Here is a 21,903-nt window from a genome sequence, read left to right on the forward strand (position 1 = left end):
ATGGAAGATATACAGGGTAACGGAGCAGGCTTGAAGCTGTCCCGCCGCTTATCGGCGCTTGCCGGATGGGTTCCGGCGGGCGCCCGGCTCGCTGACATCGGGACCGATCATGCGCTGCTCCCGGTTTTTTTGGCAAGCAGCGGAAAGGTGCGTTTTGCGGTGGCCGGCGACGTGCACCGGGGACCGGTGGAGGCTGCGAAGCGGCAGGTAACGGAGGCGGCACTGCAGGAGGTCATTTCGGTACGCTTAGGCGACGGCTTGGCGGTTCTCACTCCGGGTGAAGTAGATACGGTAGTCATCGCGGGCATGGGCGGGAGCCTGATGGTTCGCATCCTGGACCAGGCGGGCGACCGGCTGCTCGGCGTGAGAACGCTCGTGCTCTCCCCGCACGTGGCGGAAGGCGCGCTTAGGAGCTGGCTCACGGCGAACCGATATTTGCTGGATCATGAAATGCTGCTGGAGGAAGACGGTGTAATCTACACTCTCATGCGGGCCGTTCTGATTGAGGATCGGGACGAATGGTCCGTGCTTCACAGCCGATTGTATGATCCGAGTCTCGCTGCGCCTTGTTTAACGCGAATTCCGCTGCCGTTGATGTATGAAATGGGTCCTTTGCTTATGCGCAATCCTGGTCCTGAATTTGAAAAAAAGTGGCTGCAGGAAATCGCCAAGAAGGAAAGGGTCGTCTCACAGCTGAACCATTCTGACGCTCCGGAAGCTGCCGTTAAAGCGGAAGAATGGGAACAGGATATACGAGAAATCCGGGAGGTGCTCGCATGTTTGCCCGTGGAGAAACGATCCTCCAATTGATGGAGCGGCTTGCGCCGAAACATTATGCGGTGCCCGAAGATAAAATCGGATTGCAGGTCGGTTCGGCCGCCAAGGAAGTGAAGCGCGTTCTCGTTGCCCTCGACGTGAATCAAGCCGTTGTCCGGGAGGCCGTTTCGTTAGATGCGGAACTTATCATCGCTCACCATGCCGTCATCTACCGGCCGCTCGCTCACCTGCGCACGGACACGCCATCCGGAGCGTTAGCGGCAGAGCTGCTGCGGCGCGACATCGCGGTGTACATTTCACATACGAATCTGGATACCGCGGAAGGCGGCATGAATGACTGGATGGCGGAAGCGCTCGGGCTGGCAGGCCGCGATGTGCTGGAAGAGATCCACACGGATAAGCTGTCCAAGCTCGTTGTTTTCGTACCGGAAACACACCATGAAGCGGTGAGGAATGCGATGTTCGCCGCCGGAGCCGGCTGGATCGGCAATTACAGCCATTGCAGCTTTAATATTGAAGGAACCGGCACTTTTGTGCCTCGTGAAGGAACGGATCCTTTTATCGGTACAGCGGGTAAAATGGAAAAGGCAGCCGAAATCCGGATAGAGACCGTCGTGCCGGACAGTGCGAGAAAGGCTGTCATTGCCGCTATGCTCAAGGCTCATCCCTACGAGGAAGTCGCTTACGATCTGTACTCCATGGATTTAAAGGGGCGTTCGTTCGGTTTGGGGAGAGTGGGAAAACTGCCGTCTGCAGAGACGCTGGAGCAGTTCGCCGAACGTGTGAAGAGCGCACTTCAAGTGCCTTTTGTGCGGATGGTGGGAGACCCGGCAAAGCCGATCCGCAAGGTTGCGGTTCTAGGCGGTTCGGGATCGCGTTATATCAGACACGCATCTTTTGCCGGCGCCGACGTTCTCGTTACAGGCGATATCGATTACCACTCGGCGCAGGATGCGGAAGCCGCCGGTCTGGCGATTATCGATCCCGGTCATAATGCGGAGAAGATCATGAAGCCAAAGCTGGCGCAATGGCTGAATGATCAGCTTCGGGCTAAAGGCTATAATACAGAGGTATTTGCGTCGCAGATCGACACAGAACCGTTCAAGTTACGGTAACGAGTGATTGGCAGCTGCTCCATTCATTGCCGTTGTCACGATGGCGGATACGCGCTATACTATACATTACAGACCGGAAAGTTTGACAGACAATCGCTGGCGGCTTCGAGCTGCGAGAGGAAAGTCCGGGCTCCATAGGGCAGAATGCTGGATAACGTCCAGTCAGCGCGAGCTGAAGGATCAGGGCCACAGAAATGGACCGCCGATGGCCTTTAAAACCCCACAAAGTGACGTGATGCTTCGAAGCATATTCCGATTACTTTCCGGGGACCCCAACGGGAAATAGGCACAGGCAAGGATGGAACCGTGGTGTAAGAGACCACGAGGAACACTGGCGACTTTGTTCCTGGTAAACCCCATTTGGAGCAAGACCGAAGAGAACGCCGCATTTAACTGCAGCCCTTGCCCGGGGTGCGTTCGGGTTGGTCGCTTGAGCCGTTCAGCAATGGACGGCCTAGAAAGATGATTGTCGCTTCTCTAGTGGGAGGCCGGCGCAAGCCGTCCGCGATCACCACCGGAAGCACAGAACCCGGCTTACGGCAATCTTTCCGGCTAACATGATGAAACTAAGGAACTCACGACAATGCTGCATTCAGCAGCTTGTCGTGAGTTTTTTGTTTGTGGAACTGAGTTCCGCTACCGCGAGAACCCGAGAAGCCGCTGCAGCTCAAGCCTGATCCGCTGTGGGAACGTTTGAATCGAGTTGCCTCTGCCCATCGCCGAGTTCAGGGCCGCTCTCACATCGATTTCCCCGTATCCGAAGTTGTTGTCCTTGCCCGCAGGGCCTAAATCTTTGGCGGTTTTGCGGAGCAAATCGAGGACTTCATCATTGCCCAGATTCGGATTGGCCGCTTTGACCAGAGAAGCGAGAGCGGCGACATGCGGACATGCCATCGAGGTGCCGGACAATGCGGCATAACGGCTGCCGGGATACGTGCTGGGTATCGAGGTGCCCGGCGCGGCGACATCGATGTAGTCGCCATAGTTGGAGTACTCGGCCCGCACGCCGTTCGGATCGGTAGCGGCGACCCCGAGCACTTCCGGGTAAGCGGCCGGATAGCCGGGCCGGTCCGTGTTGTCGTTGCCGCTGGCTGCGATCAGGATGACTCCGCGGTCATGGGCATATTTCAACGCATCATGCAGAAAGGATGCCTGTGCGTAGTTTCCCAAACTCATATTGATAATGTGGGCGCCGTGATCCACCGCCCAAATGATTCCTTGCGACACGGAGTATGTGGAGCCGGACCCCGAGCTGTCAAGCACTTTGACAGGCATAATTTTCGTATACCACGTCATGCCTGCGACACCTTCGTTATTGTTGACTTCAGCCGCAATGATGCCCGCAACGTGAGTTCCGTGGCCGACGTCATCTTCCGGCGGACGGGAAGGGTCGACAATATTCGTACCGGCACCAGTCTGCCTTTCAGATCCGGATGATCCGCCTGCACGCCGGTATCGACTACGGCAACAACAATGTTCTGACTCCCTTTGCTTACATTCCATCCGGCTTCCGTGGCGATTTCGGGCAGATTCCATTGGTATTTGGAATACAGCGTATCATTAGGGACGATCACCGGATTTTCGGTGTCCCCGCCGAGTTCGTTGGTTAAATATAAGTAATGGGGCTCTGCGTATTCAATATTCCATTTGCTGAAATAATGCGACAGCTGCTCCGCCGAATGTTGTTTGGAACGAAACACATACACAGGACCCCAATGCCGGACAACCGTCAAATCCAATTGTTTGCGAAGCTGCAGCAGCTGAGAGTCACTGATCGGATCCCGAAATTTGACCACTATCTCATCCACCGCGTAATGGCTCACATCACCGTTATCGTCACCCGTTCGGACCGTGTTATCCTTATGCGAATCGGCATCGGCGGATTCAATCCGGTATCTTCCTTCAGCGGGGTAAGGCACCAACCGCAGGTTACGCATCTGATTACGCTGTACATGCTGAACAACATCGCAGGCCACCAGCGTAATGATGCCTTGGTCGGCTGCTCCGGTCCTTGCTGCCGGCTGCGCCGACACAAAGTGGCTTTCACCGTCATACATAAATGCAGGTGAAGAGTAGGGACGCCCTTTGCGCAGCGACTGTCGGGCCAGCGACCAGTAACGATCCGCGTCTCTCTGTAATTCAGGCGCGAGCCAGCCCGCTGCTTTCGAGCGTTGTCCGTCGAACCATTGAATCCTGCGCAGCTCCGGATGAGTCTTAAGCAATTGCTCTAACGACTTTCTCGTAACTCCCTGGTCGGATTTGCTCAAAAAGCTTTGCATATCACGGGCTACTTGCATACGGGCGAGCCGGTCCGTTGCGGCGATGTCGCTCAGCATGACCTGACGTTTGTACGAAGCTTCTTGCGCACTGCTCAAGCGGTTATCAGACGAGTTGTGCGCTATGGTCCGGTCGGGGTCGACAGGAGGCGGCGATACGGGAAAGATCAGAAACGCGATGGCGGCGGTAAACAACAAGCCCAGCAAGGCAAAAGTATAACGGCGCATGACGGCATCCTCCTTCTGCTCCCCGTTAACAGGGAGCTCCTACCGTTAGCATGAAAGCCCGCGGGCAAAATATACAACACATTTTAATCGCTGCCAGTACCGCTTACCCCGTTTTTATGGTACCATTTATGTGGAGTTTCGCATGATTTCAAGGCGGGGCTCTTTCAGTTGACAAATCAGCCATACTTAAGCTGTGCGCTTCGCAAATCGGAAAGGGGAACAATAATGCCAGCCACCAAAGTCAAGGGACTAGCCGAAACCAGCCGTGAGAAACTAAAGGCAGCCATTGAAGAAGTCGAACGATTCTTGAATAATCACGCTCTGCCGGAGCTCGTTCAGGAAGACAATGAAGAGAGCCGCGCTTTTTACAGCGGCATGTTGTCCGACTTGCGTCATTTGCTCGTTTTTTCGGAAGTGGCTTATGAGAAGCTCGGTGCTGTGCTAAGGCGCCCTAATTTTGACACTGATCTTGCCGAGCGTATATTGTACGAAGTGTATCACCACGCGTCAACGCCTTTTTCTATCCTAAAAATGAATGTTACTCCGAAGACGGGCGCTACGCGTACACAGGCCAGGACGCCATCCGCTTCCGGGTGAAACCGGTCCGCGCCGCACGGGACGTCGTCTTGGCGATATCACGGGTGTACGAGGAGCTGCGTGACGACCTTGCCTACTATGAGAGTGATTATTTAACGCAGCGCCGCATGCAAAGCCAAGTGAAATAACAAAGCTGCCTTCAAGCCCCACCCCTCTGTCCGCATACCGGCATCGGCCGGGTGCACACTAGACAGGGGGGTGATTTACTTGCCGAAAGGTGTCGTTTGCAGTATCAGCAATTGTACTTTTTGGGACCAGGGCAACCGCTGCGGGGCCGACCAGATTGCGATCGAAATTGATCAGCATGCGCAAAGTCATTGGAACGAAGAGTTCGCAGAGGAATTTTTCTCCCATCAAGATTCAGCCGGAACTTCATCCGTCACTTGCTGCCAAACGTTCCAACCTAAGAGCCGCTAAAACTTGAGACTTATGGCGTAAAAACCGGAAATGTCGGGACTAGCCGTGCTCCGTGTCATGTTGTATGATGGAATTACTTAACAACTTGATTACGGGAGCTAACGGATTTGAATGTAACGACGGATCCTCGTATTATGAAGCAGCTGCTGCTGTCACAATGGACGGCGGGGGTGAACCCTTTAGCCGTTACGGCATCCGTTACGGCATCCGGTACGGAGAGCGGTACGCTTCGGGAATTTTCGAGCTGCTGCTCAGCCAATTGTCAAGCTCCTCGGGAACATTAGCCGAAGAAGCTCTGTTACCGCAGGCGGACCGCATCCTATTTGCGGCTGCGCCGGCATTGCCGCCGACAGTAACGATACCTGGTGAAAACCGCTCGCCGAGCGCCGAACTTTCCTCGGATACCGGCTCTTCATCGGCGTATGATTCATTGATTTCCGCCGCGGCATTGAAGTACGGCGTGGATGCGGCCTTGATCAAGGGTGTCATCGACCAGGAATCATCCTTCAAGTCCGATGCTGTCTCGAAGTCCGGAGCGAAAGGTTTAATGCAGCTGATGGACGGTACCGCCCGCGGCCTGGGAGTGGCGGACTCCTTCGACCCTGTACAGAACATTGACGGGGGCACAAGGTTCCTTTCGTATCTGCTGAGAAAATACGACAATAACGTATCGGTTGCGCTCGCCGCGTACAATGCAGGACCGGGCCGCGTCGATCGTCTCGGGATCGCTGCGGATGACGATATCGCTGCGAAATTTAACACATTGCCCCGCGAAACCCAGGACTATATCGGCAAAGTTTTGCAAGCTGCAGAGCGGTGGCGCGTGCAAGCCTGATCATACAATCACAACTGAACTGACAGGGGATCAAGACGGGCGCCGTAACGCCCGTTTTTGGTCCTTTTCATTATGAATGGGGAAATGAAATGAACACTTACTATTTCGATCACAGCGCATCGACGCCCATCCACCCCACCGTGGCAGACACGGTAACGGAGCTGATGAAGCAGCATTACGCCAATGCGGGATCGCTTCACCGGTCCGGAGCGGAAGCCATGAAGCTGATCGAGCGTGCACGGTCCAGCATCGCCGAGAGAATGGGGGCGAAGCCGGACGAGGTGGTGTTCACCTCCGGCGGCACGGAAAGCAACAACCTGGCGATCAAAGGCACGGTTTTTAAGGTGAATAGAGAGAGCAGGCACGTCATTACAACGGCTGTCGAACATCCGTCCGTATATGAAACCGCTCAACAGCTGAAGCAGTTCGGTATCGAGCTGACGATTCTTTCCGTTGACGAGCGGGGCAGAGTCAAACCGCAGGATGTGGAGAATGCCATTCGTAAGGACACGGTACTGGTCAGCGTCATGCACGTCAACAATGAGACCGGCGTCATACAGCCTGTCGAAGAAATCGGTCGGGTGCTGTCCAAGCACCCCACATTCGTTATCATGTAGACGGCGTACAAGCGATCGGAAAGGTGCCTTTCGCATGGAAAGAAGCGGGCGTACATCTATACAGCGGATCGGCGCACAAATTTCACGGACCGAAGGGCGTCGGTTTTCTGCTTGTAAAAGAAGGTATTGAACTGCTGCCTGTACTTAGCGGCGGAGGACAGGAGCATGGATGGCGGTCGGGCACGCCGAATCTGCCGGGAATCGTCGGCATGTCGCAAGCTCTCCGCTTCACGATCGAATCGATGAACGAGAACCGTGCGAATATGTACGCTTTGCGAAGGCAGCTCCTTGAAATCATCGCCGACATACCTGAGCTGCATTTAAACGGTTACGGGAAGGACGCTGATGAGCGCTGCACCGCACCCCATATCGTGAACGTATCTTATCCCGGCATGCGGCCGGAGGTGCTCGTTCACATGTTGGAAAAACACGGAATATTGATTTCCACTCAGTCCGCCTGTTCATCCCGGAGCTTGAAGCCCAGCAGGGTGTTACTTGCTATGGGCCTGGACGAGGACCGGGCTTCAGGCAGCATGCGCATCAGCCTCGGTGACGAACATACCGAGCGTGACATTCAAGTGTTGGGCGAACGGCTCAGAATGGCGATTGCGAAGCTTAAGCCGCTGGAAAGGAGCCGCGCATGAAATACGATTTGTTATTGGTCAGGTTCGGCGAGATTACGATCAAAGGCCGCAACCGGGGACGGTTCGAAAATATGCTTTTCCAGCAAATCAAGTCGGCATTGCGGGCGTTCCCTGCACTTCAATATGAAAAAGGCTACGGCCGCGTCTTCATTCACCTGAACGATGAGGAATATGAAGCGGTAGCCGAGCGATTAAAAGACGTGTTCGGTGTTCTCTCTTTCAGCCCTGTCGTCAGGGTTCGTCATGATGTCGAAGCCATCCGGGAGAGCGCTTTGGAACTAATCAGAGCGGTTGAACCCGCACCAGAAACCTTCAAGGTATCCGTCAAGCGGGCGTGGAAGGAATTCCCACACGATACGCCGGAGATGAACCGTCTTGTGGGCGCTTACGTGCTGCGGAACTCCCCTGGTTTGCGAGTCGATGTCAGGGAGCCGGAGACGGAGCTGAAAATAGATATCCAACACGAGGCGGTTTACGTTTACTGTGTGGTGGTACACGGCGCCGGAGGCTTCCCTCTCGGCATGAACGGCAAAGCAATGCTGCTCCTGTCAGGAGGCATTGACAGCCCTGTGGCGGGATGGATGGCGATGCGAAAAGGCCTGGAGGTGGAGGCGGTACACTTCCACAGCTATCCGTTCACCAGTGAACAGGCCAAGGAGAAAGTCGTGGCGCTGGCGCAACGGCTGGCACATTATTCCGGAAGCATCAAGCTTCATCTTGTGCCTTTTACCGATTTGCAAACGCGGCTCGCCGAAACGGGGAACGAGAATTTAATCATTACTTTGATGCGGCGGCAGATGCTTCGCATTGCGGAGAGGCTGGCAGACAAGCGGGGAGCATTAGCCATCATAACCGGCGATAGTCTAGGTCAGGTCGCCAGCCAAACTCTCGGCAGCATGAACGTCATCGGCCGCACGGCGTCGCTTCCGCTGCTGAGGCCGCTGATCATGATGGACAAGCAGGAGATCATCGGGGCTGCCGAGAAAATCGGTACGTTCAAAACCTCCATATTGCCTTACGAAGATTGCTGCACGCTGTTCGTCCCCAAGTCTCCGGCCACCAACCCCAATCTTAACATGGTGGAGAACGCCGAATCCCAGCTCGGCAGTCAGCTGCAAGATCTCATTGAGGAAGCGGTCTCGGGCACGGAGACACTCGTCCTCACCGAGACGGATCGCTCGGACAAGTCCGCTGCCGAAGACGCCTGGTTTTAGACCGTAAGAAGAAAGAAAAGCCGCGATCGCAGCTTAATGCGATTCGCGGCTTTTTCTTTCCGCCGGGACGGCGGGGCTTGTCTGCGCCTCTTGCCTTCGGCGCGTTCTGGCTGCGTTCGTCCAGATTCCGGCGACGATAACCACTACGACCATTGTGAAAATAAGCGTCCAAGCGAGAACCGGATTCTCGTTAAAGAACTCGGCGAATTGTTTTTCGTGAGTGACCATTTTGCTGCCGTATAAGCGAGCACGCCGGATCCCAGGTAAATGATCCATTGATATTTTTCGATCAGCTTGATGAATAATGTGCTTCCCCAAACCACGATCGGAATGCTGACTCAGCAGCCCAAGAACGACCAGTGTATACTCCCCGTGCGCAGCTCCCGCAACCGCGATCACATTGTCCAGCCCCATAGCTGCGTCCGCGATCACAATCGTTCGGATCGCTGCCATCAGGGTCGAGCCGGCTTGAACGTTCTCGGCATGCTGATCCCCCTGAACCAGCAACTTGTAGGCGATCCACAACAGCATCACTCCGCCGACAGCTAGCAAAAACGGAATCTTCAACAGCGTTACAACAAGCACCGTCGCGGCAACGCGAATCGCAACCGCTCCGACCGTACCCCAAATCACGGCTCTTTTCTGTAAATCCTTCGGTAAGTTTCTTGCAGCGAGACCGATTACGATCGCATTATCGCCTGCGAGAAGCAAATCGATAAACACGATTGTCACGAGCGCCGCCCAAAAATCCAAGCTGAAAAAGTCCACTGTGCGTTCCCTCCTAAACCTAGTCAAAGAAGTAATACGAAGCGAATCGGATATGGATTCAAAAAATGTCGCCACATAACCTCGGCGGCTTGTACATAAATCTGATAGGAGGGGGTGGCCTCATTGGGAACGGTTGAAAATCTTTTGGTATTCCTGGAAATCGTCATCATTAATTTGCTGCTGAGCGGCGACAACGCGATCGTCATCGCCATGGCCGGCCGCCGGCTCCCCGCCGCGCAGCGGAGACGGGCGGTATGGTGGGGGGCGGCGGCTGCGGTTGTTCTGCGCTGCGTACTTACGTTAGGCGCGGTAGCATTGCTGCATATTCCATTCCTGCAGACGGCCGGAGCGCTGCTGCTCTTCGTGATCGCGTACCAGCTGCTCGTCGACAACCGGCACGAGACGGAAGGCCCTCAAGCGGCTTCTACGCTCGCCGGCGCGGTCTGGACCATCGTGGTGGCCGACTTTGTCATGAGCCTGGACAATGTGTTGGCCGTCGCCGCCGTTGCCGACGGAGATACGGCCATGCTCATTATTGGTATCGTCATGAGCATTCCGATTATTATCTGGGGCAGTTCCTTTATTATGCGTCTGCTCGACCGGCTCCCGGGGCTCGTATATGTCGGCGGAGGCTTGCTGGGTTACACGGCCGCTGAGATGATGCTCAAGGATCCGGGGCTCGGCGGTTTTCGACATTCACTGACCCCGGAGCTGGAAAAATTGCTGCCCATTTTCGCGTTATGCGCGCTCATTCTGTTTGCCTTATTCGTCCGCTCCCGTAAATCAAGGCGGAGTTGAAACAAATGACACTCATTTCCTCATCGGATTAAATTTCCTTCATATAAGCCGGCATTCCCTTCTTGAGGTAAAATTTTGAATTGCCGAACTAGTTTTTTCAGTCGACTTCCATTACACTAAAGAAAAACGTCACGATCCGTCAGCAGACGCGTGCCGTTAAGAGCTGCAATGAAGTGGGGGAACATTCGTGAACAGACAATCCGCCGCAGTCGGCATTCTGGTCTTGGCTGTCGGCTTGTTTATTCTTTTGGGCAAATTGGGTGTATTTGCGTTTATCGCCGCCGTCTTTTGGCCCCTTTTTGTACTCATTCCCGGCGTACTGCTGCATGTATTGTATTTCGGGCGGATGGTTCCTTCCGTCGCGCTTATTCCTGCAGGTATATTGACGGTAGTGTCCGTCGTGCTCATGATCGGCAACTGGTTCGGCTGGGACCTCATGAAGTATCTCTGGCCGTTTTTTCCATTTGCCGTCGCTGTCGGCTTATATGAATATTACGTGTTCGGCTACAACCGTTCGAAGCAGCTATGGGCGGCTGCGGTAGGCCTGGGAGCGATTTCGGCGTTAATGTTCGCCATGACGCTTTTATGGACTTGGGGAATCTACGTGTTGGCCGTGCTGCTCATTGGATTAGGGGCTTGGCTCGTACTCAGAAGACCCCGAATTTGGTGAGGAGCACCAGCTTCCATAAAATTGGTTGGCATTTTGCTGGGTGTAGCGTATAATAGTATGGATTGCGTCCGTACGCGCAACACTTGCGCCGTGTCGGAACGCACTGTGGTGTAGACAAACGTCGGCCTCGCGTCGGCGTTTTGTGTTTGTGGAATTAGAGAACCCTAAAAGGGATCAGAGATAAATTAAGGAGTGGAATTATGCTATCAAGAGATCGCATTCGTAACATCGCAATTATCGCCCACGTCGACCACGGGAAAACAACACTCGTGGACCAGCTGCTGCGCCAATCGGGGACGTTCCGTGACAATGAGCAGCTACAGGATCGGGCCATGGATTCCAACGATTTGGAACGTGAACGCGGCATCACCATCTTGGCCAAAAATACCGCAATTTCCTATAAAGACAATTTGATCAATATCGTCGATACGCCGGGACACGCCGACTTCGGCGGTGAAGTCGAACGGATCATGAAAATGGTTGACGGCGTACTGCTCGTCGTTGACGCATTCGAAGGCTGCATGCCCCAAACAAAGTTTGTTCTTCGCAAAGCTCTGCAGCAAGGCTTGACGCCTGTTGTCGTATTGAACAAAATCGACCGCCCTGCCGCTCGTCCTGCTGAAGTCGTGGACGAAGTGCTCGAGCTCTTCATTGAACTCGAAGCAACCGATGAGCAATTGGACTTCCCTGTCGTATACGCCTCAGCGCTCAACGGAATCGCCGGTAATGACCCGGATGCATTGCAATCCAACATGGAGCCGCTATATGAGATGATTCTCGAGCATATCCCCGCTCCTAAGGAAAACCCGGACGAGCCGCTGCAATTTCTCGTCACGCTGCTGGATTACAACGAATATATGGGTCGTATTGCAATCGGCCGCGTGAACCGCGGACGGATCGGCGCAGGACAAACCGTTGCCGTTATCGATCGCGACGGTGCTGTGAAACAAGCACGCATTGAGAAGCTCTTCGGCTTCCAAGGCTTGAAACGGATTGAAATCGACGAGGCGGCAGCGGGCGACATCGTCGCAATTGCCGGCTTAAAAAGTATTAATATCGGCGAAACGATTGCGGATCCCGCAAATCCTGAAGCATTGCCGGTATTAGCCATCGACGAACCTACTCTGCAAATGAGATTCCTCGTGAATAACAGCCCATTCGTGGGTCGTGAAGGTAAATTCGTAACATCCCGAAACCTTCGTGAACGTTTGTTCAAAGAACTGGAAACCGACGTCAGCTTGCGCGTCGACGAAACGGACAGCCCCGACGCTTTCGTGGTCAGTGGACGCGGTGAACTTCACCTCGGAATCCTAATCGAGAACATGCGCCGTGAAGGCTTTGAGATTCAAGTGTCCAAACCGGAAGTTATCATTAAGGAAATCGACGGCGTGAGATGTGAGCCGATCGAACGTCTTCTGATCGATGTTCCGGAAGAGAGCATGGGAGCAGTCATGGAAAGCCTCGGTACCCGCAAAGCGGACATGGTCAACATGATCAACAACGGTACGGGTCAGGTACGCTTGGAATTCCTCATACCGGCACGCGGCTTGATCGGATATCGCACTAATTTCCTGACGCTCACGCGCGGATATGGTGTCATGAACCACGCATTCGACAGTTACGGACCTGTTGTCGGCGGACAAGTCGGCGGACGGCAGCGCGGGGTGCTGGTGGCAAGCGAAACCGGAACCACAACGACTTACGGTATGATGTCGGTCGAAGACCGCGGCATACTGTTCCTGGAGCCGGGCACGGAAGTGTACGAAGGAATGATCGTCGGCGAGCATACCCGCGACAACGACATCATCGTCAATATCTGTAAGGAAAAGGCATTGAACAATATCCGTACTGCGAACAAAGAAGAAACTGTAAAGCTGAAGTCGCCGCGCCTGATGTCTCTAGAGGAAGCTCTGGAATATCTGAACGACGATGAATTGTGTGAAATTACGCCGAAAGGCATTCGCCTTCGCAAGAAAGTGCTGAACAAAAGTGAGCGCGACAGGTATGAGAAGCATCGCAAAACGGCGGAAGCCGGAGTTTAAAGCTGCGGTGTAACATTATGCGTCGTTTAATCGTTATATGGTGAAGGAGGGTGCCGGATGCAGCAGTGGTTTCACGATCATCCCATCATTTCGTATCTGCTGATTCTCGCCTGTACGATCTATATTTTTAACGCGGTATTCCGGATGGGGCGTCTGCCCCTTCTCAAAGAAATAGCTGTCCATCTTGTGATGGCTGTCGGCTGTCTCGTGCTGCTGCTGTTGCAGCTGGACAAATTGCCGATTATTCAATGCATGGCTGTGGCTGTAGGGATGATGGCGCTTCTTCGGTTGCGCCAGCTCTACGACAGGCGCAAGAACGCCGGCAGCAGCCAAGACGGCGGCCCGTCACGGGTTGATTCCGCAGATCCGCAATAAGGCGGCTGTGCTTTAGCGTGCTTTAGAGAGGGGAAACGGCCGTGTCCTTGATGGATGCATTGTTTTATTGGCTGCAAATGAAGTGGGTGACCTCCGCCCGTCCCGATGACGAGGCGGCAAGGGACACGCTTTTCTTTTTTGCGCAAATTTTGTCGGAAGATCACGAATTGGAATCATTTGATGTCGAGTCAGAGGATGACATGAAGGTCTATGTGACTTATGCTAAAAAGGACGGTTCAACTCGGACCGTTTGGTTTGATAAGGAAGCAGTAGAGCAATTAAACAGGGATATGTTCGGAGTTTCGGACGCCCGTCCCGATACGGAGGATAAGGAGGAAACACAATGAGTTATGATATGCCGCTGTCATCTCGCTCGGCAAACCGCAGGCCCAACGCACCGAAGAAGAAAAAAGTTCGCTGGGGACGCATTGTGTCCGCTTTGCTTGGCCTCGTTATATTGGCGCTAGCGTGCGTTGCCGGATATCTATACTGGTTAACTGACAAAAACTTAGACAAGGTTGCCGACCCCAATAACAATACAGTGGCCAGTGCCGACAAGGCTCAGGTCAAACCGATCTCGCTGGTGCTGCTCGGGCTGGACAACCGGCCGGAAATTCACAGCTTGAACACCGATGTCATGATGGTGGCCGCCTTTAACCCCAAGACGAAAACAGCGACAGTGGTATCCATTCCCCGTGACTCCTTGTTAAATCTTGAAGGTTATAAAAGGCAAAAGGCTAACGCCTATTATGCAGGCTTTCATAGGGTAGGCAGCAGCGAACAGAACCTCGAAGGCGACGCACTTCATAGTTATGCGCGGGATAAAGTACGTGAGATGCTCGAAAAATTCACCGGTGTGCCGATCGATTACTCGGCCGTCATTGATTTCCAAGGCTTCGTTGATGTCGTGGATGCCCTTGGCGGAGTAAAGGTAAATGTCGACCAGGATATGCGCTATGCCGACAGTGCCGACGGTACCGACATCAACCTCACGATGGGTGAGCAAACATTGGACGGAAAGCAGGCTCTCGGTTTTGTGCGCTACCGGAAATCCAAATCCGGTCCTGACCAAACTCGTCCATCCAACGATTTTGAACGGAATGCCCGCCAAAGCCAGGTGCTTGGAGCAATCGTGGATAGAATTAAATCCTTCGGCGGAGCAACCAAACTCGATGGTGTGATCAACGCAGCGGGCGATAATATGAGAACGGATATTCCGAAAGCCCAAATCGAGAATATAATCTCCACCTATTTCGGGATCAACCGTTCGGATATCCGCTTTATCCCGTTAACGGGTGAATGGCATACTCCGTATGTAGAACTCGACGAAGCGAAGATCGAAGAAGCGAAGCGGGCGCTGGCGGAAGAGCTTCAGCCGGAAGGGCGGACCAGGGCTGCGCCGGCCGCGTCTCCATCGGCATCTGATAACGGATGACGAAAGTGTCATGAATGTCCGTTGAGTACGTCCCAAAACGTATGATATAATGAAGCCACAACTTCAAGGGCAGGAGGGCTGCGAATGGCAGAAACGATTACAGCTCTGACCGAAACTCTCTACAATCAGCTTCAGAAGGAAAATTTCGTCCTCCTGCACACGGTCGACGCTGAAACAGGCGGTCCCACTTCCAGCGCCATTTCGTGGATTTACGCCGCAGACGCGGTACGCCTCCGGTTTGCATTGGACGGCCGTTCGCGGCTTGTCGCGAATTTGAAGGCCAACCCGGAAGTCAGCGTAACGCTGTTCGCCGCAGGCAGTGTCCATGTGGTGTACGGCAAAGCTCGGATCGTCAGCGATCATCTGGAAGGAGTTCCTTTCTCGCTCGCTTGCGTTGACATCGATGTAACTTCGGTAAGAGACGGCATGTTCTACGGCGCCCGCCTCTCGGTACTGCCTGAATACGAGAAAACATATGACAAACGAGCCGCCGACCGCTTGGACGGACAAGTGTTCGACGCCATGAAAAAAGCCCAGTGATTCTGACTGGGCTTTTTGCCGTCTTTAGGGGTGATTTGCGTTGTTGGTCCCAACATTATCGGGTCCTCGAGGAGGAACGATTCCGCGCGGAATCTGCGGCATCAGCCTGCCGACAATGTCGGCGAGCTCTTCCGTAAAGCCTGCGACAGGGCGGCCGTTGTTCACATCGGCTCTGATTTCACGAATCCTTTGGGTCAGGTCGATGTCCGCGGTGACAAGCGCGTCGATGCCGACCGGATCTTTACGGAAAGCTTCCGCTACCGCATACTTCAGCGTGCCGACGTGAGAGCGGTCCATCTTCTCGCCGACATCGATTCCCACGATTGCGTAATTGCCGAAAATGACGCAATTCGCATCGTTGACGCCAGGCACACCGCGAGCAAGCATTTCCAAGTGCGTGGCCACATCTGTCCCGTTATTGTTGTTTCCGTTGCCGGAGTTCGTCATGGATTGAGGTCTTTGGCTGCCGGACTGCGCTCTTTCCTGGTCACCGTTTCCGCAGCCTGTCAAGCCAAGAGCCAGCATCAACACCAAGACGGCTCCCAAAACGATTCTTGCATATTGTTGCACCTGTTTTCACCATCCTAACCTGGAGGGATGCCCGGAAAGTCCGCATTGCAGCTGATATATCAGCTGCCGCAGCAACCGGTTTTCACTGCTGGTAGTGTTTCCAGTCGTCCCAGTCCGTATGTAACGGAAGCACCCCGACTTTCAGGCAGCTTCCGTCATGCCGACCGAGCCGCGGTCGATTGCCGCTTTCCGGCACCGATCGACTGCCGGCTGACGGCGGCGTCAGAGGATGTAAAATTCGCCACCCAGGAGGGACCACCGCTTGACAAAAATTTACGTGCTCGATACGAACGTGCTGCTGCATGATCCGCTGTCGCTGTATGCTTTTGAAGACAATGAGGTCATTATCCCTTCCGTTGTTCTGGAGGAAATTGATTCCAAGAAGCGGCTTGCCGATGAAATCGGCCGCAACGCCCGGAATATCTCGCGCGACCTGGATGGCATGCGCTCACGGGGGCAGCTGCACAATGGGGTAAGGCTCGATAACGGCGGTTTGCTTAAAGTGGAAATGAATCACCGCCGCTTCGTAAGGGTTCAGGAAATGTTCGGCGAAATGACGAACGATAACCGGATTCTTGCGGTGGCGTTGAATTACCATATGGAGCAGCAGGAGAGCCCGGAGCCGCGTCCGGTCATCATCGTCAGTAAAGATGTACTCGTCCGGGTCAAAGCGGATGTGCTCGGCATCACAGCCGAGGATTATTTGTCCGACCGGATCGCCACCGTGTCAGACCAGTATACCGGCCATTTAACGCTGCAGGTGCATCCTTCCTTTATCGACCAGTTTTACACTTACCGCTATTTACACATCAAGCCGATGGGTTTGAACGTCACTTTGCTTCCTAACCAGTTCGTCATTCTCAAGGATGAATTGGGCACGTCAAAATCCGCGCTGCTCAAGGTTACTCCCGACGGAACGCGGCTGGAACCGCTCCATATGAGCAACGATCCCATATGGGGCATCACTGCGCGCAATGCGCAGCAGCGGATGGCGCTCGAGCTGCTTCTCAACGACGACATCCCTCTCGTCACCTTGACCGGCCGCGCAGGTACGGGCAAAACATTAATCACCCTGGCCGCAGGGCTGATGAAGGTGGAAGACGAGCATCGATTCAAAAAACTGCTCATTGCCCGTCCGGTCGTTCCGATGGGCAAGGACATCGGTTATTTGCCGGGTGAAAAAGAAGATAAGCTGCGTCCGTGGATGCAGCCCATTTACGATAATCTGGAATTTTTATTCGATACTAAAAAAGCGGGGGATTTGGACAAAATTTTGATGGGGCTCGGCAGCATTCAGGTCGAGGCACTCACTTACATCCGGGGCCGCTCCATCCCAAGCCAATTCATCATCATCGATGAAGCGCAAAATTTAAGCAAGCATGAAGTGAAGACTATCGTCTCCAGAGCCGGCGAGAACAGCAAGGTTGTGCTGCTCGGCGACCCCGAGCAGATCGACCACCCGTATCTCGACTCGCAGAGCAACGGGCTCACGTATTTGGTCGAGCGGTTCAAGGAAGAAGGCATCAGCGGCCACGTCACCTTGGAGAAAGGGGAGCGTTCAGGGCTTGCCCAGCTGGCTACGGAAAGGCTATAAGGCTATGCGTGCCATTCCACCGTGCAGCGGTAAGCTTGCGCGATTCGCTCAGCCAATTCCGTAAGCTGTCGATCAATGAGGTGGAGGCGTTCATCGCCCGCAGTAAAACTTGCGATCAGATGTTCCTTCAACTGCATCAGAGCCGGGGCGGGTTCCGCACTCGGCTTTAATGATTGCAGGGAAAACGCGGCTGTCAGCGCCAAATCTGCAAAGGCGTTCTCAGCTCGCGTTTCAATTACATAATCTTCATACAACTCTCCATGTTCCGTTCCTTCAGATGGAAGCACAAGCAGGGTAATTCTTTCCGACGGTACCCGATAATGGCGCAGCAGTTCCTCTACCGGAGAATAAGACTCGGCGGTATCAAAAATAAGAAGCTCTTTGTGCCGGTCGAAAAGCGGAGCGCGGTCGGCGATTCCTTTGACGATTTGCGCGTAAAAACCGGGCAATTTCCCGTCCGGCAGCTGCATATCAAGACCATATTTGATATCCAAATTCATCATTCGCCATCCTTCATCATCATGCCTTGTATTCATATCATTATAACCTTTGAAACACTTACAAAAAAAGCGAGACAACGCGGCTTGACACCTGTTATCATGATAAAACGAAGTATAAAGCGATAGATGAAAAAGGTGAAGGCTATGGCCTTTCGTAAGTCCGCCTTGGCGCTGATCTTGCTCGGAGTCATGCTGTTTATATTGTCTCCATGGACGGAAGCGCCCTCCCGTACTTCCCTTCCTTCTCCCATCATGCAGAAGGACGATGTTGAGACGCTGGAGCCGGTCATGGCTCGGGTTCCTTCTCTCTTAACCGTTGAGGCTGCATTGAGCGATGCGGAATTCGGTATTCTTGAAGAGCAAAACAAGCTGTATATGACGCGTCACCGGAATGTGATGGTTAACTTGATCCAAATCCGGCCGGAGGATGCGTATGAGCATTTCAAGACATCGCTCGAGATGGGTGATGCGGCGGACGTCATGCTGGTGCGTAATGAATGGGTGAAACCATTCGCCGTAGCCGGCCACTTACTGCCGGCGGATGCCGCTTTCGTCGGCTCCGCGCAGGCCGAACAGTTCGCTGCCGTCGCCGCTCCGGCGAAATGGAACGGTTATTTCTGGGGCGTTCCTAAGGACATCGATCCCTATGTAACGCTATGGAATTCTGCTTTGCTGCGCACTCTTCTCGGCGAGAATATCGCGTTTCCGTTGTCAGCGGAACAATGGCAGCAGCTCGCCGCCAAAAGCGAGGCTATGCCGTCCCCTGTTTCCTGGCTGTCGCTGAATCCCGAGGATCCGATGGCATTGCTGTCTTGGCTCGATAACGCCTCGGGTGAGCGAACCGATACGTTGATAGACAGCGTATACGATCAGTGGAGAGGCGGGGCGCTTGACTCAGCGTTCGGCATTCTTGACCAGCATAGAGCGGGAGTCACTATGGACGCCGATGCGATGCAGGCCGGCCGGTCGGTCATCGAAGGCCGAACAGCGGCAGCCGTAATCCCGTTCTCGGCGGCTGTGCGGCTCAGTTATGAAACGCCCCGCGGCAGTACGATTCAAGTGGACCGCTCGTCCTGGAATCTTCCTTTTGTGTGGCCGCGCGGAAGAAGCTTTGTGATCTCCGCTCAGACCGAATCAGAGGAAGCCGCCTATACCTGGATGGCAGAGATGACAGACGGTCCGGCGCAGCTGGAATATTACAAGCAGTGGGGACTGCTCCCCGTATATCGATCCGTCTTCGAGCAGGACCTGCAGCTGTCCGATCTCATACCGTCAAGAATCCCTATGCGTTTTCCCAACGAACCTCCCGGGAGCTCAGAGCCGGAGCTATATTCCCGGCTCACCCATTTGGGAGAGCTTTGGAGAGCGTTCGCAGAAGGCCGGCTGTCGCTGGAAGACTGGCAGAAGCAGTGCTCATGAGCTCAACCGATTTTTAAGAGGACGATCAGCCGGCCGTTCTCCAAAGCTACGCTTTCCGCTTTTACATATTTGATTAATTTTTGCGGGTAGAAGCCCAGATCGAATTCCCTCTCGAGATCGGCTCGTGTCGTATCGGGCAGAGCAAGTCCGTTGAATAGAAGCTTATCCACGTGAAACCGGATGGCGTTCTCCGGTTCTTCCTCAATCGTATAACGGCCTTGAATCTCCACCTGAATGTCGCCGTTATCGCCTTTCATCGACAGCATCCCATCGTTGAAAGTGAACGCGAAGTGCTCGAACCGGCTGTCTTGGCTGCGAAGAAATTTATTCAGCTGAGCGTCCGTGAGCGTCAGCTTTGTTTTGAGCCCGGTCGTTTGGATGGTGCCGGGAGTGTCCTTGATCCAAGCCGGCAGCTCCTGCATCGCATCGGCGAGCGCTCTGAAATGCTGCTTCACCTCATAGAGACCGACATTTTTCCAATAGACCTGGAGCTCCCCCATCAGATGCCGAAGCATATCCTCGTCGCCGCTTGCCGCTAATGCCGCATCCAGTTCGCTCTGCAATGCCACGATGCGCTCGCGTTGGGCGCGGAGCTCTTGTTCCACTTTCGCCAGCTCCGTCTTGTTCAGTTGCAGATCGTCATAACCGTCACGCAGTTTTCCATACTCCGCCGAAAAGCGGTTCATCGTTTCATGATCGGACTCGGCAATCATATCCATCATATCCCACACTTGCAGCAGCTCCTGAAGGGAATTGGCGGACAGCAGCGATGACAGCCAGAAATCTTTGTACCCCATATAATAGGAACGCAGCACGCGTCCCGCTTTTTCTCTTTGGGCGGCGATGGCCAATTCTTGCTCGGCCAGTCGATCTTCGCTCGCTTCGATCGCAGCTTGGGTGTCGGTCCTCAGCGCGGCGATGCGCTCAATTTCCCGGTCGAGCTCAACGACGGACAAGCTTTTCTCGAGCAGCTGTTTGGTTTCTTCGGTGATCGGCTCGGCATACACCGGCAGCACCGCGCCTGTTCTGGAAGCAAGAAGCATTATAAATAAAATAAGAACGGCCTGTAAAAGGCGGCGCATCGGGACCCCTCCTCTCGGTCGGACGAGCGGCGCGGTAGTCTGAATCTATGATCAGCCCCGCACATTTATGACCCGACGAATGAACTGCATCTTTCGACATGGCCGACTCCTAAGTTATTATAATATGACGAAACATATCGGGGAAGGAGGCTGGCACATGAATGTTGAAATTCCGGAATCATCGCTTACCGGCGTAATCAGGCGACAGATAGAAGACAGCAAATACGTTGGCGAAGATCTGAGCGGCAATCTTGTTCCTGTCATTCCTTTTAACCAGTATATGAAGCTTTGTCTCTATCATCCCGCATATGGTTATTACCGTACCGGATCCCCGCGCGTCGGCAGGGAAGGAGACTTCTATACGAGCGCATATATCGGAGAAGTGATGGGCGAGCAGCTGGCTTCCTGCCTGGTCCGGCTGGCACGCGACCGGTTTCCGCAAGACACGCCTGTGGAAGTGATCGACTGGGGCGGAGGAACGGGACGCCTGTCCCGGCAGATGCTGGACGTCTGGACGCAAGAGTACGGCCAAGCAGCCGATTCTCGATCACGGTCGTCGATGGAAATCCCGGTCATCGGCAGGCGGCGGGTGAACTGCTGGAGCCGTACATCGCCTCCAAACGGGCTCGAGTCGTCAGCGACGAGCAGGCGGATCCGGCTTTATGGTGCGGCAGCAATGTGATCATCGTGGCAAATGAGCTGCTGGATGCTTTTCCGGTTCATCGCATCGTATCGCGCGGCGGCCGCTTGCTGGAGTGGGGAGTGGCTTGGGATGCGGGCGGCTTTATCCCTTGTTTGATGGAACTGAGCTCGCCGAGGCTTTCGGATTGGGTGGAAGAGCAGGGGATAAGCTTGCTCGACAACCAGACGATCGAAGTCAATTTGGATGCGGCAGACTGGATCGCTGAGGTCGGCAGCAGTCTGGGGAACGCGATTGTTGTGCTGATCGACTATGGCGATGAGGCGGGCGAATTGTCGGCGCCTTATCGGATGGAAGGCACGCTGCTCTGTTACTATAAGCACCGCGCGCATGACAATCCTTATCTCATGCCGGGCGAGCAGGACTTAACCTCTCACGTTAACTTCACTCATATTCGCCAGGCGGCCGTTCGGGCGGGTTGGCATGAACTGTGGTACGGCACGCAAAAGAAGTTTCTTGTGGAATCCGGCGTATTGGAAAAGTTGAGCACACACACGATCGCGGATCCGTTCCACCCGGTCGTCCGCCGCAACCGGTCGATCCGCCAGCTGCTGCTCTCCGACGGCATGAGCGAGCTTTTCAAGGTGCAAATTTTGGCCAAGAGTGAGAGTTAGCTGCTCGCCTGCGGTGCAACGCAAAAATGAAATAGAGGCTGTCTCCCTAAGTCTTCGCAGACTTGAGAGGCAGCCT

At 54.3% G+C, this 21,903-nt stretch carries 23 protein-coding genes, 1 other RNA gene and 2 pseudogenes; 20 read left to right on the forward strand and 6 right to left on the reverse strand.

What is annotated here, in order from left to right; all coding sequences use genetic code 11:
- The 3 genes from SD71_RS18465 (at nt 1) to rnpB (ending at nt 2,444) form a co-directional block, all read left to right on the forward strand.
- Entirely contained in the window at nt 1–810 is an 810-nt protein-coding gene (locus tag SD71_RS18465) for a tRNA (adenine(22)-N(1))-methyltransferase (protein ID WP_041066542.1), read from the forward strand.
- The gene (locus tag SD71_RS18470; protein ID WP_041066545.1) at nt 777–1,892 is read left to right on the forward strand and encodes a Nif3-like dinuclear metal center hexameric protein; all 1,116 of its coding nucleotides are present in this window, start codon (nt 777–779) and stop codon (nt 1,890–1,892) included. The genes SD71_RS18465 and SD71_RS18470 overlap by 34 nt, the downstream gene beginning before the upstream one ends.
- Before the next feature lie 77 nt (nt 1,893–1,969).
- An RNA gene (gene rnpB, locus SD71_RS22560) (RNase P RNA component class A) lies at nt 1,970–2,444 on the forward strand.
- 84 nt (nt 2,445–2,528) lie between these two features.
- Here rnpB and SD71_RS23745 read toward each other — a convergent pair.
- Both SD71_RS23745 and SD71_RS25170 read right to left on the reverse strand, forming a co-directional pair.
- Nucleotides 2,529–3,290 carry a S8 family peptidase gene (locus SD71_RS23745; protein WP_235427239.1) on the reverse strand — a complete coding sequence of 254 codons (762 nt, stop codon included), beginning with the start codon at nt 3,288–3,290 and terminating at the stop codon, nt 2,529–2,531.
- Nucleotides 3,185–4,396, reverse strand: coding sequence for a S8 family serine peptidase (locus tag SD71_RS25170; RefSeq protein ID WP_052476397.1), 1,212 nt, complete (start codon nt 4,394–4,396; stop codon nt 3,185–3,187). The genes SD71_RS23745 and SD71_RS25170 overlap by 106 nt, the downstream gene beginning before the upstream one ends.
- 225 nt (nt 4,397–4,621) lie before the next feature.
- Here SD71_RS25170 and SD71_RS18480 point away from each other — a divergent pair.
- The 6 genes and pseudogenes from SD71_RS18480 (at nt 4,622) to thiI (ending at nt 8,720) form a co-directional block, all read left to right on the forward strand.
- Nucleotides 4,622–5,121, forward strand: a pseudogene (locus SD71_RS18480) (YpuI family protein).
- A 79-nt stretch (nt 5,122–5,200) separates the two neighbouring features.
- Nucleotides 5,201–5,410 (forward strand): DUF1540 domain-containing protein, encoded by a 210-nt coding sequence (locus SD71_RS18485; RefSeq protein WP_041066548.1) that lies wholly within the window; start codon nt 5,201–5,203, stop codon nt 5,408–5,410.
- Nucleotides 5,411–5,474: 64 nt separating this feature from the next.
- Nucleotides 5,475–6,245: a lytic transglycosylase domain-containing protein gene (locus tag SD71_RS18490; protein WP_052476398.1), complete on the forward strand. Its 771-nt coding sequence runs from the start codon at nt 5,475–5,477 to the stop codon at nt 6,243–6,245.
- A gap of 89 nt (nt 6,246–6,334) precedes the next feature.
- Nucleotides 6,335–6,862, forward strand: a complete 528-nt coding sequence (locus SD71_RS26065) for a cysteine desulfurase family protein (RefSeq protein ID WP_326998791.1) — start codon at nt 6,335–6,337, stop codon at nt 6,860–6,862.
- Nucleotides 6,863–6,885: 23 nt separating this feature from the next.
- Complete coding sequence (locus SD71_RS26070; protein WP_326998792.1) at nt 6,886–7,506, forward strand: cysteine desulfurase family protein; 621 nt, start codon at nt 6,886–6,888, stop codon at nt 7,504–7,506.
- Nucleotides 7,503–8,720 carry a tRNA uracil 4-sulfurtransferase ThiI gene (gene thiI, locus SD71_RS18500; RefSeq protein WP_041066550.1) on the forward strand — a complete coding sequence of 406 codons (1,218 nt, stop codon included), beginning with the start codon at nt 7,503–7,505 and terminating at the stop codon, nt 8,718–8,720. Before SD71_RS26070 ends, thiI begins: the two co-directional genes overlap by 4 nt.
- Nucleotides 8,721–8,753: 33 nt before the next feature.
- Here the strand turns inward: thiI and SD71_RS18505 are convergent.
- Nucleotides 8,754–9,488 (reverse strand): annotated as a pseudogene (locus tag SD71_RS18505) (TerC family protein).
- A gap of 123 nt (nt 9,489–9,611) precedes the next feature.
- Between SD71_RS18505 and SD71_RS18510 the strand changes: the two are divergent.
- The 7 genes from SD71_RS18510 to SD71_RS18540 all read left to right on the forward strand — a co-directional run bounded on the left by SD71_RS18510 (nt 9,612) and on the right by SD71_RS18540 (nt 15,348).
- The gene (locus tag SD71_RS18510) at nt 9,612–10,286 is read left to right on the forward strand and encodes a TerC family protein (RefSeq protein ID WP_041066552.1); all 675 of its coding nucleotides are present in this window, start codon (nt 9,612–9,614) and stop codon (nt 10,284–10,286) included.
- A gap of 187 nt (nt 10,287–10,473) precedes the next feature.
- The gene (locus SD71_RS18515) at nt 10,474–10,956 is read left to right on the forward strand and encodes a hypothetical protein (protein WP_041066554.1); all 483 of its coding nucleotides are present in this window, start codon (nt 10,474–10,476) and stop codon (nt 10,954–10,956) included.
- Nucleotides 10,957–11,156: 200 nt separating this feature from the next.
- The gene (gene typA, locus SD71_RS18520; protein WP_041066555.1) at nt 11,157–12,998 is read left to right on the forward strand and encodes a translational GTPase TypA; all 1,842 of its coding nucleotides are present in this window, start codon (nt 11,157–11,159) and stop codon (nt 12,996–12,998) included.
- Nucleotides 12,999–13,055: 57 nt separating this feature from the next.
- The gene (locus SD71_RS18525; protein WP_041066557.1) at nt 13,056–13,373 is read left to right on the forward strand and encodes a YlaH-like family protein; all 318 of its coding nucleotides are present in this window, start codon (nt 13,056–13,058) and stop codon (nt 13,371–13,373) included.
- Between the two features lie 50 nt (nt 13,374–13,423).
- A complete protein-coding gene (locus SD71_RS18530) occupies nt 13,424–13,720 on the forward strand; it encodes a hypothetical protein (protein WP_235427240.1) in 297 nt (98 codons plus the stop codon).
- On the forward strand, nt 13,717–14,808 hold the full coding sequence (locus SD71_RS18535; RefSeq protein WP_041066559.1) for an LCP family protein: 1,092 nt from the start codon (nt 13,717–13,719) through the stop codon (nt 14,806–14,808). The genes SD71_RS18530 and SD71_RS18535 overlap by 4 nt, the downstream gene beginning before the upstream one ends.
- A gap of 84 nt (nt 14,809–14,892) precedes the next feature.
- Nucleotides 14,893–15,348 carry a pyridoxamine 5'-phosphate oxidase family protein gene (locus SD71_RS18540; RefSeq protein WP_041066561.1) on the forward strand — a complete coding sequence of 152 codons (456 nt, stop codon included), beginning with the start codon at nt 14,893–14,895 and terminating at the stop codon, nt 15,346–15,348.
- A 24-nt stretch (nt 15,349–15,372) separates the two neighbouring features.
- On the opposite strand, the gene SD71_RS18545 is transcribed toward SD71_RS18540, so the two are convergent.
- Complete coding sequence (locus SD71_RS18545; RefSeq protein WP_235427238.1) at nt 15,373–15,918, reverse strand: YhcN/YlaJ family sporulation lipoprotein; 546 nt, start codon at nt 15,916–15,918, stop codon at nt 15,373–15,375.
- 262 nt (nt 15,919–16,180) lie between these two features.
- Between SD71_RS18545 and SD71_RS18550 the strand changes: the two genes are divergently transcribed.
- Complete coding sequence (locus SD71_RS18550; RefSeq protein WP_041066563.1) at nt 16,181–17,512, forward strand: PhoH family protein; 1,332 nt, start codon at nt 16,181–16,183, stop codon at nt 17,510–17,512.
- 2 nt (nt 17,513–17,514) lie between these two features.
- Here SD71_RS18550 and SD71_RS18555 read toward each other — a convergent pair whose 3' ends face one another.
- The gene (locus SD71_RS18555; RefSeq protein ID WP_052476400.1) at nt 17,515–18,015 is read right to left on the reverse strand and encodes a hypothetical protein; all 501 of its coding nucleotides are present in this window, start codon (nt 18,013–18,015) and stop codon (nt 17,515–17,517) included.
- A 141-nt stretch (nt 18,016–18,156) separates the two neighbouring features.
- On the opposite strand from SD71_RS18555, the gene SD71_RS18560 reads away from it, so the two are divergent.
- Nucleotides 18,157–19,431: an extracellular solute-binding protein gene (locus SD71_RS18560; protein WP_041066565.1), complete on the forward strand. Its 1,275-nt coding sequence runs from the start codon at nt 18,157–18,159 to the stop codon at nt 19,429–19,431.
- 2 nt (nt 19,432–19,433) lie between these two features.
- Here SD71_RS18560 and SD71_RS18565 read toward each other — a convergent pair whose 3' ends face one another.
- Nucleotides 19,434–20,513: a coiled-coil domain-containing protein gene (locus SD71_RS18565; protein WP_041066567.1), complete on the reverse strand. Its 1,080-nt coding sequence runs from the start codon at nt 20,511–20,513 to the stop codon at nt 19,434–19,436.
- Between the two features lie 157 nt (nt 20,514–20,670).
- Between SD71_RS18565 and SD71_RS25175 the strand changes: the two genes are divergently transcribed.
- Together SD71_RS25175 and SD71_RS23265 are read left to right on the forward strand one after the other, a co-directional pair.
- A complete protein-coding gene (locus SD71_RS25175; protein WP_052476401.1) occupies nt 20,671–21,195 on the forward strand; it encodes a hypothetical protein in 525 nt (174 codons plus the stop codon).
- A complete protein-coding gene (locus tag SD71_RS23265) occupies nt 21,111–21,827 on the forward strand; it encodes an SAM-dependent methyltransferase (protein ID WP_235427241.1) in 717 nt (238 codons plus the stop codon). The genes SD71_RS25175 and SD71_RS23265 overlap by 85 nt, the downstream gene beginning before the upstream one ends.
- The last annotated feature ends 76 nt before the right edge of the window (nt 21,828–21,903 follow it).

The sequence above is a fragment of the Cohnella kolymensis genome, assembly GCF_000829465.1.
In the GTDB taxonomy this organism is placed as follows: Bacteria; Bacillota; Bacilli; order Paenibacillales; family Paenibacillaceae; genus Cohnella; species Cohnella kolymensis.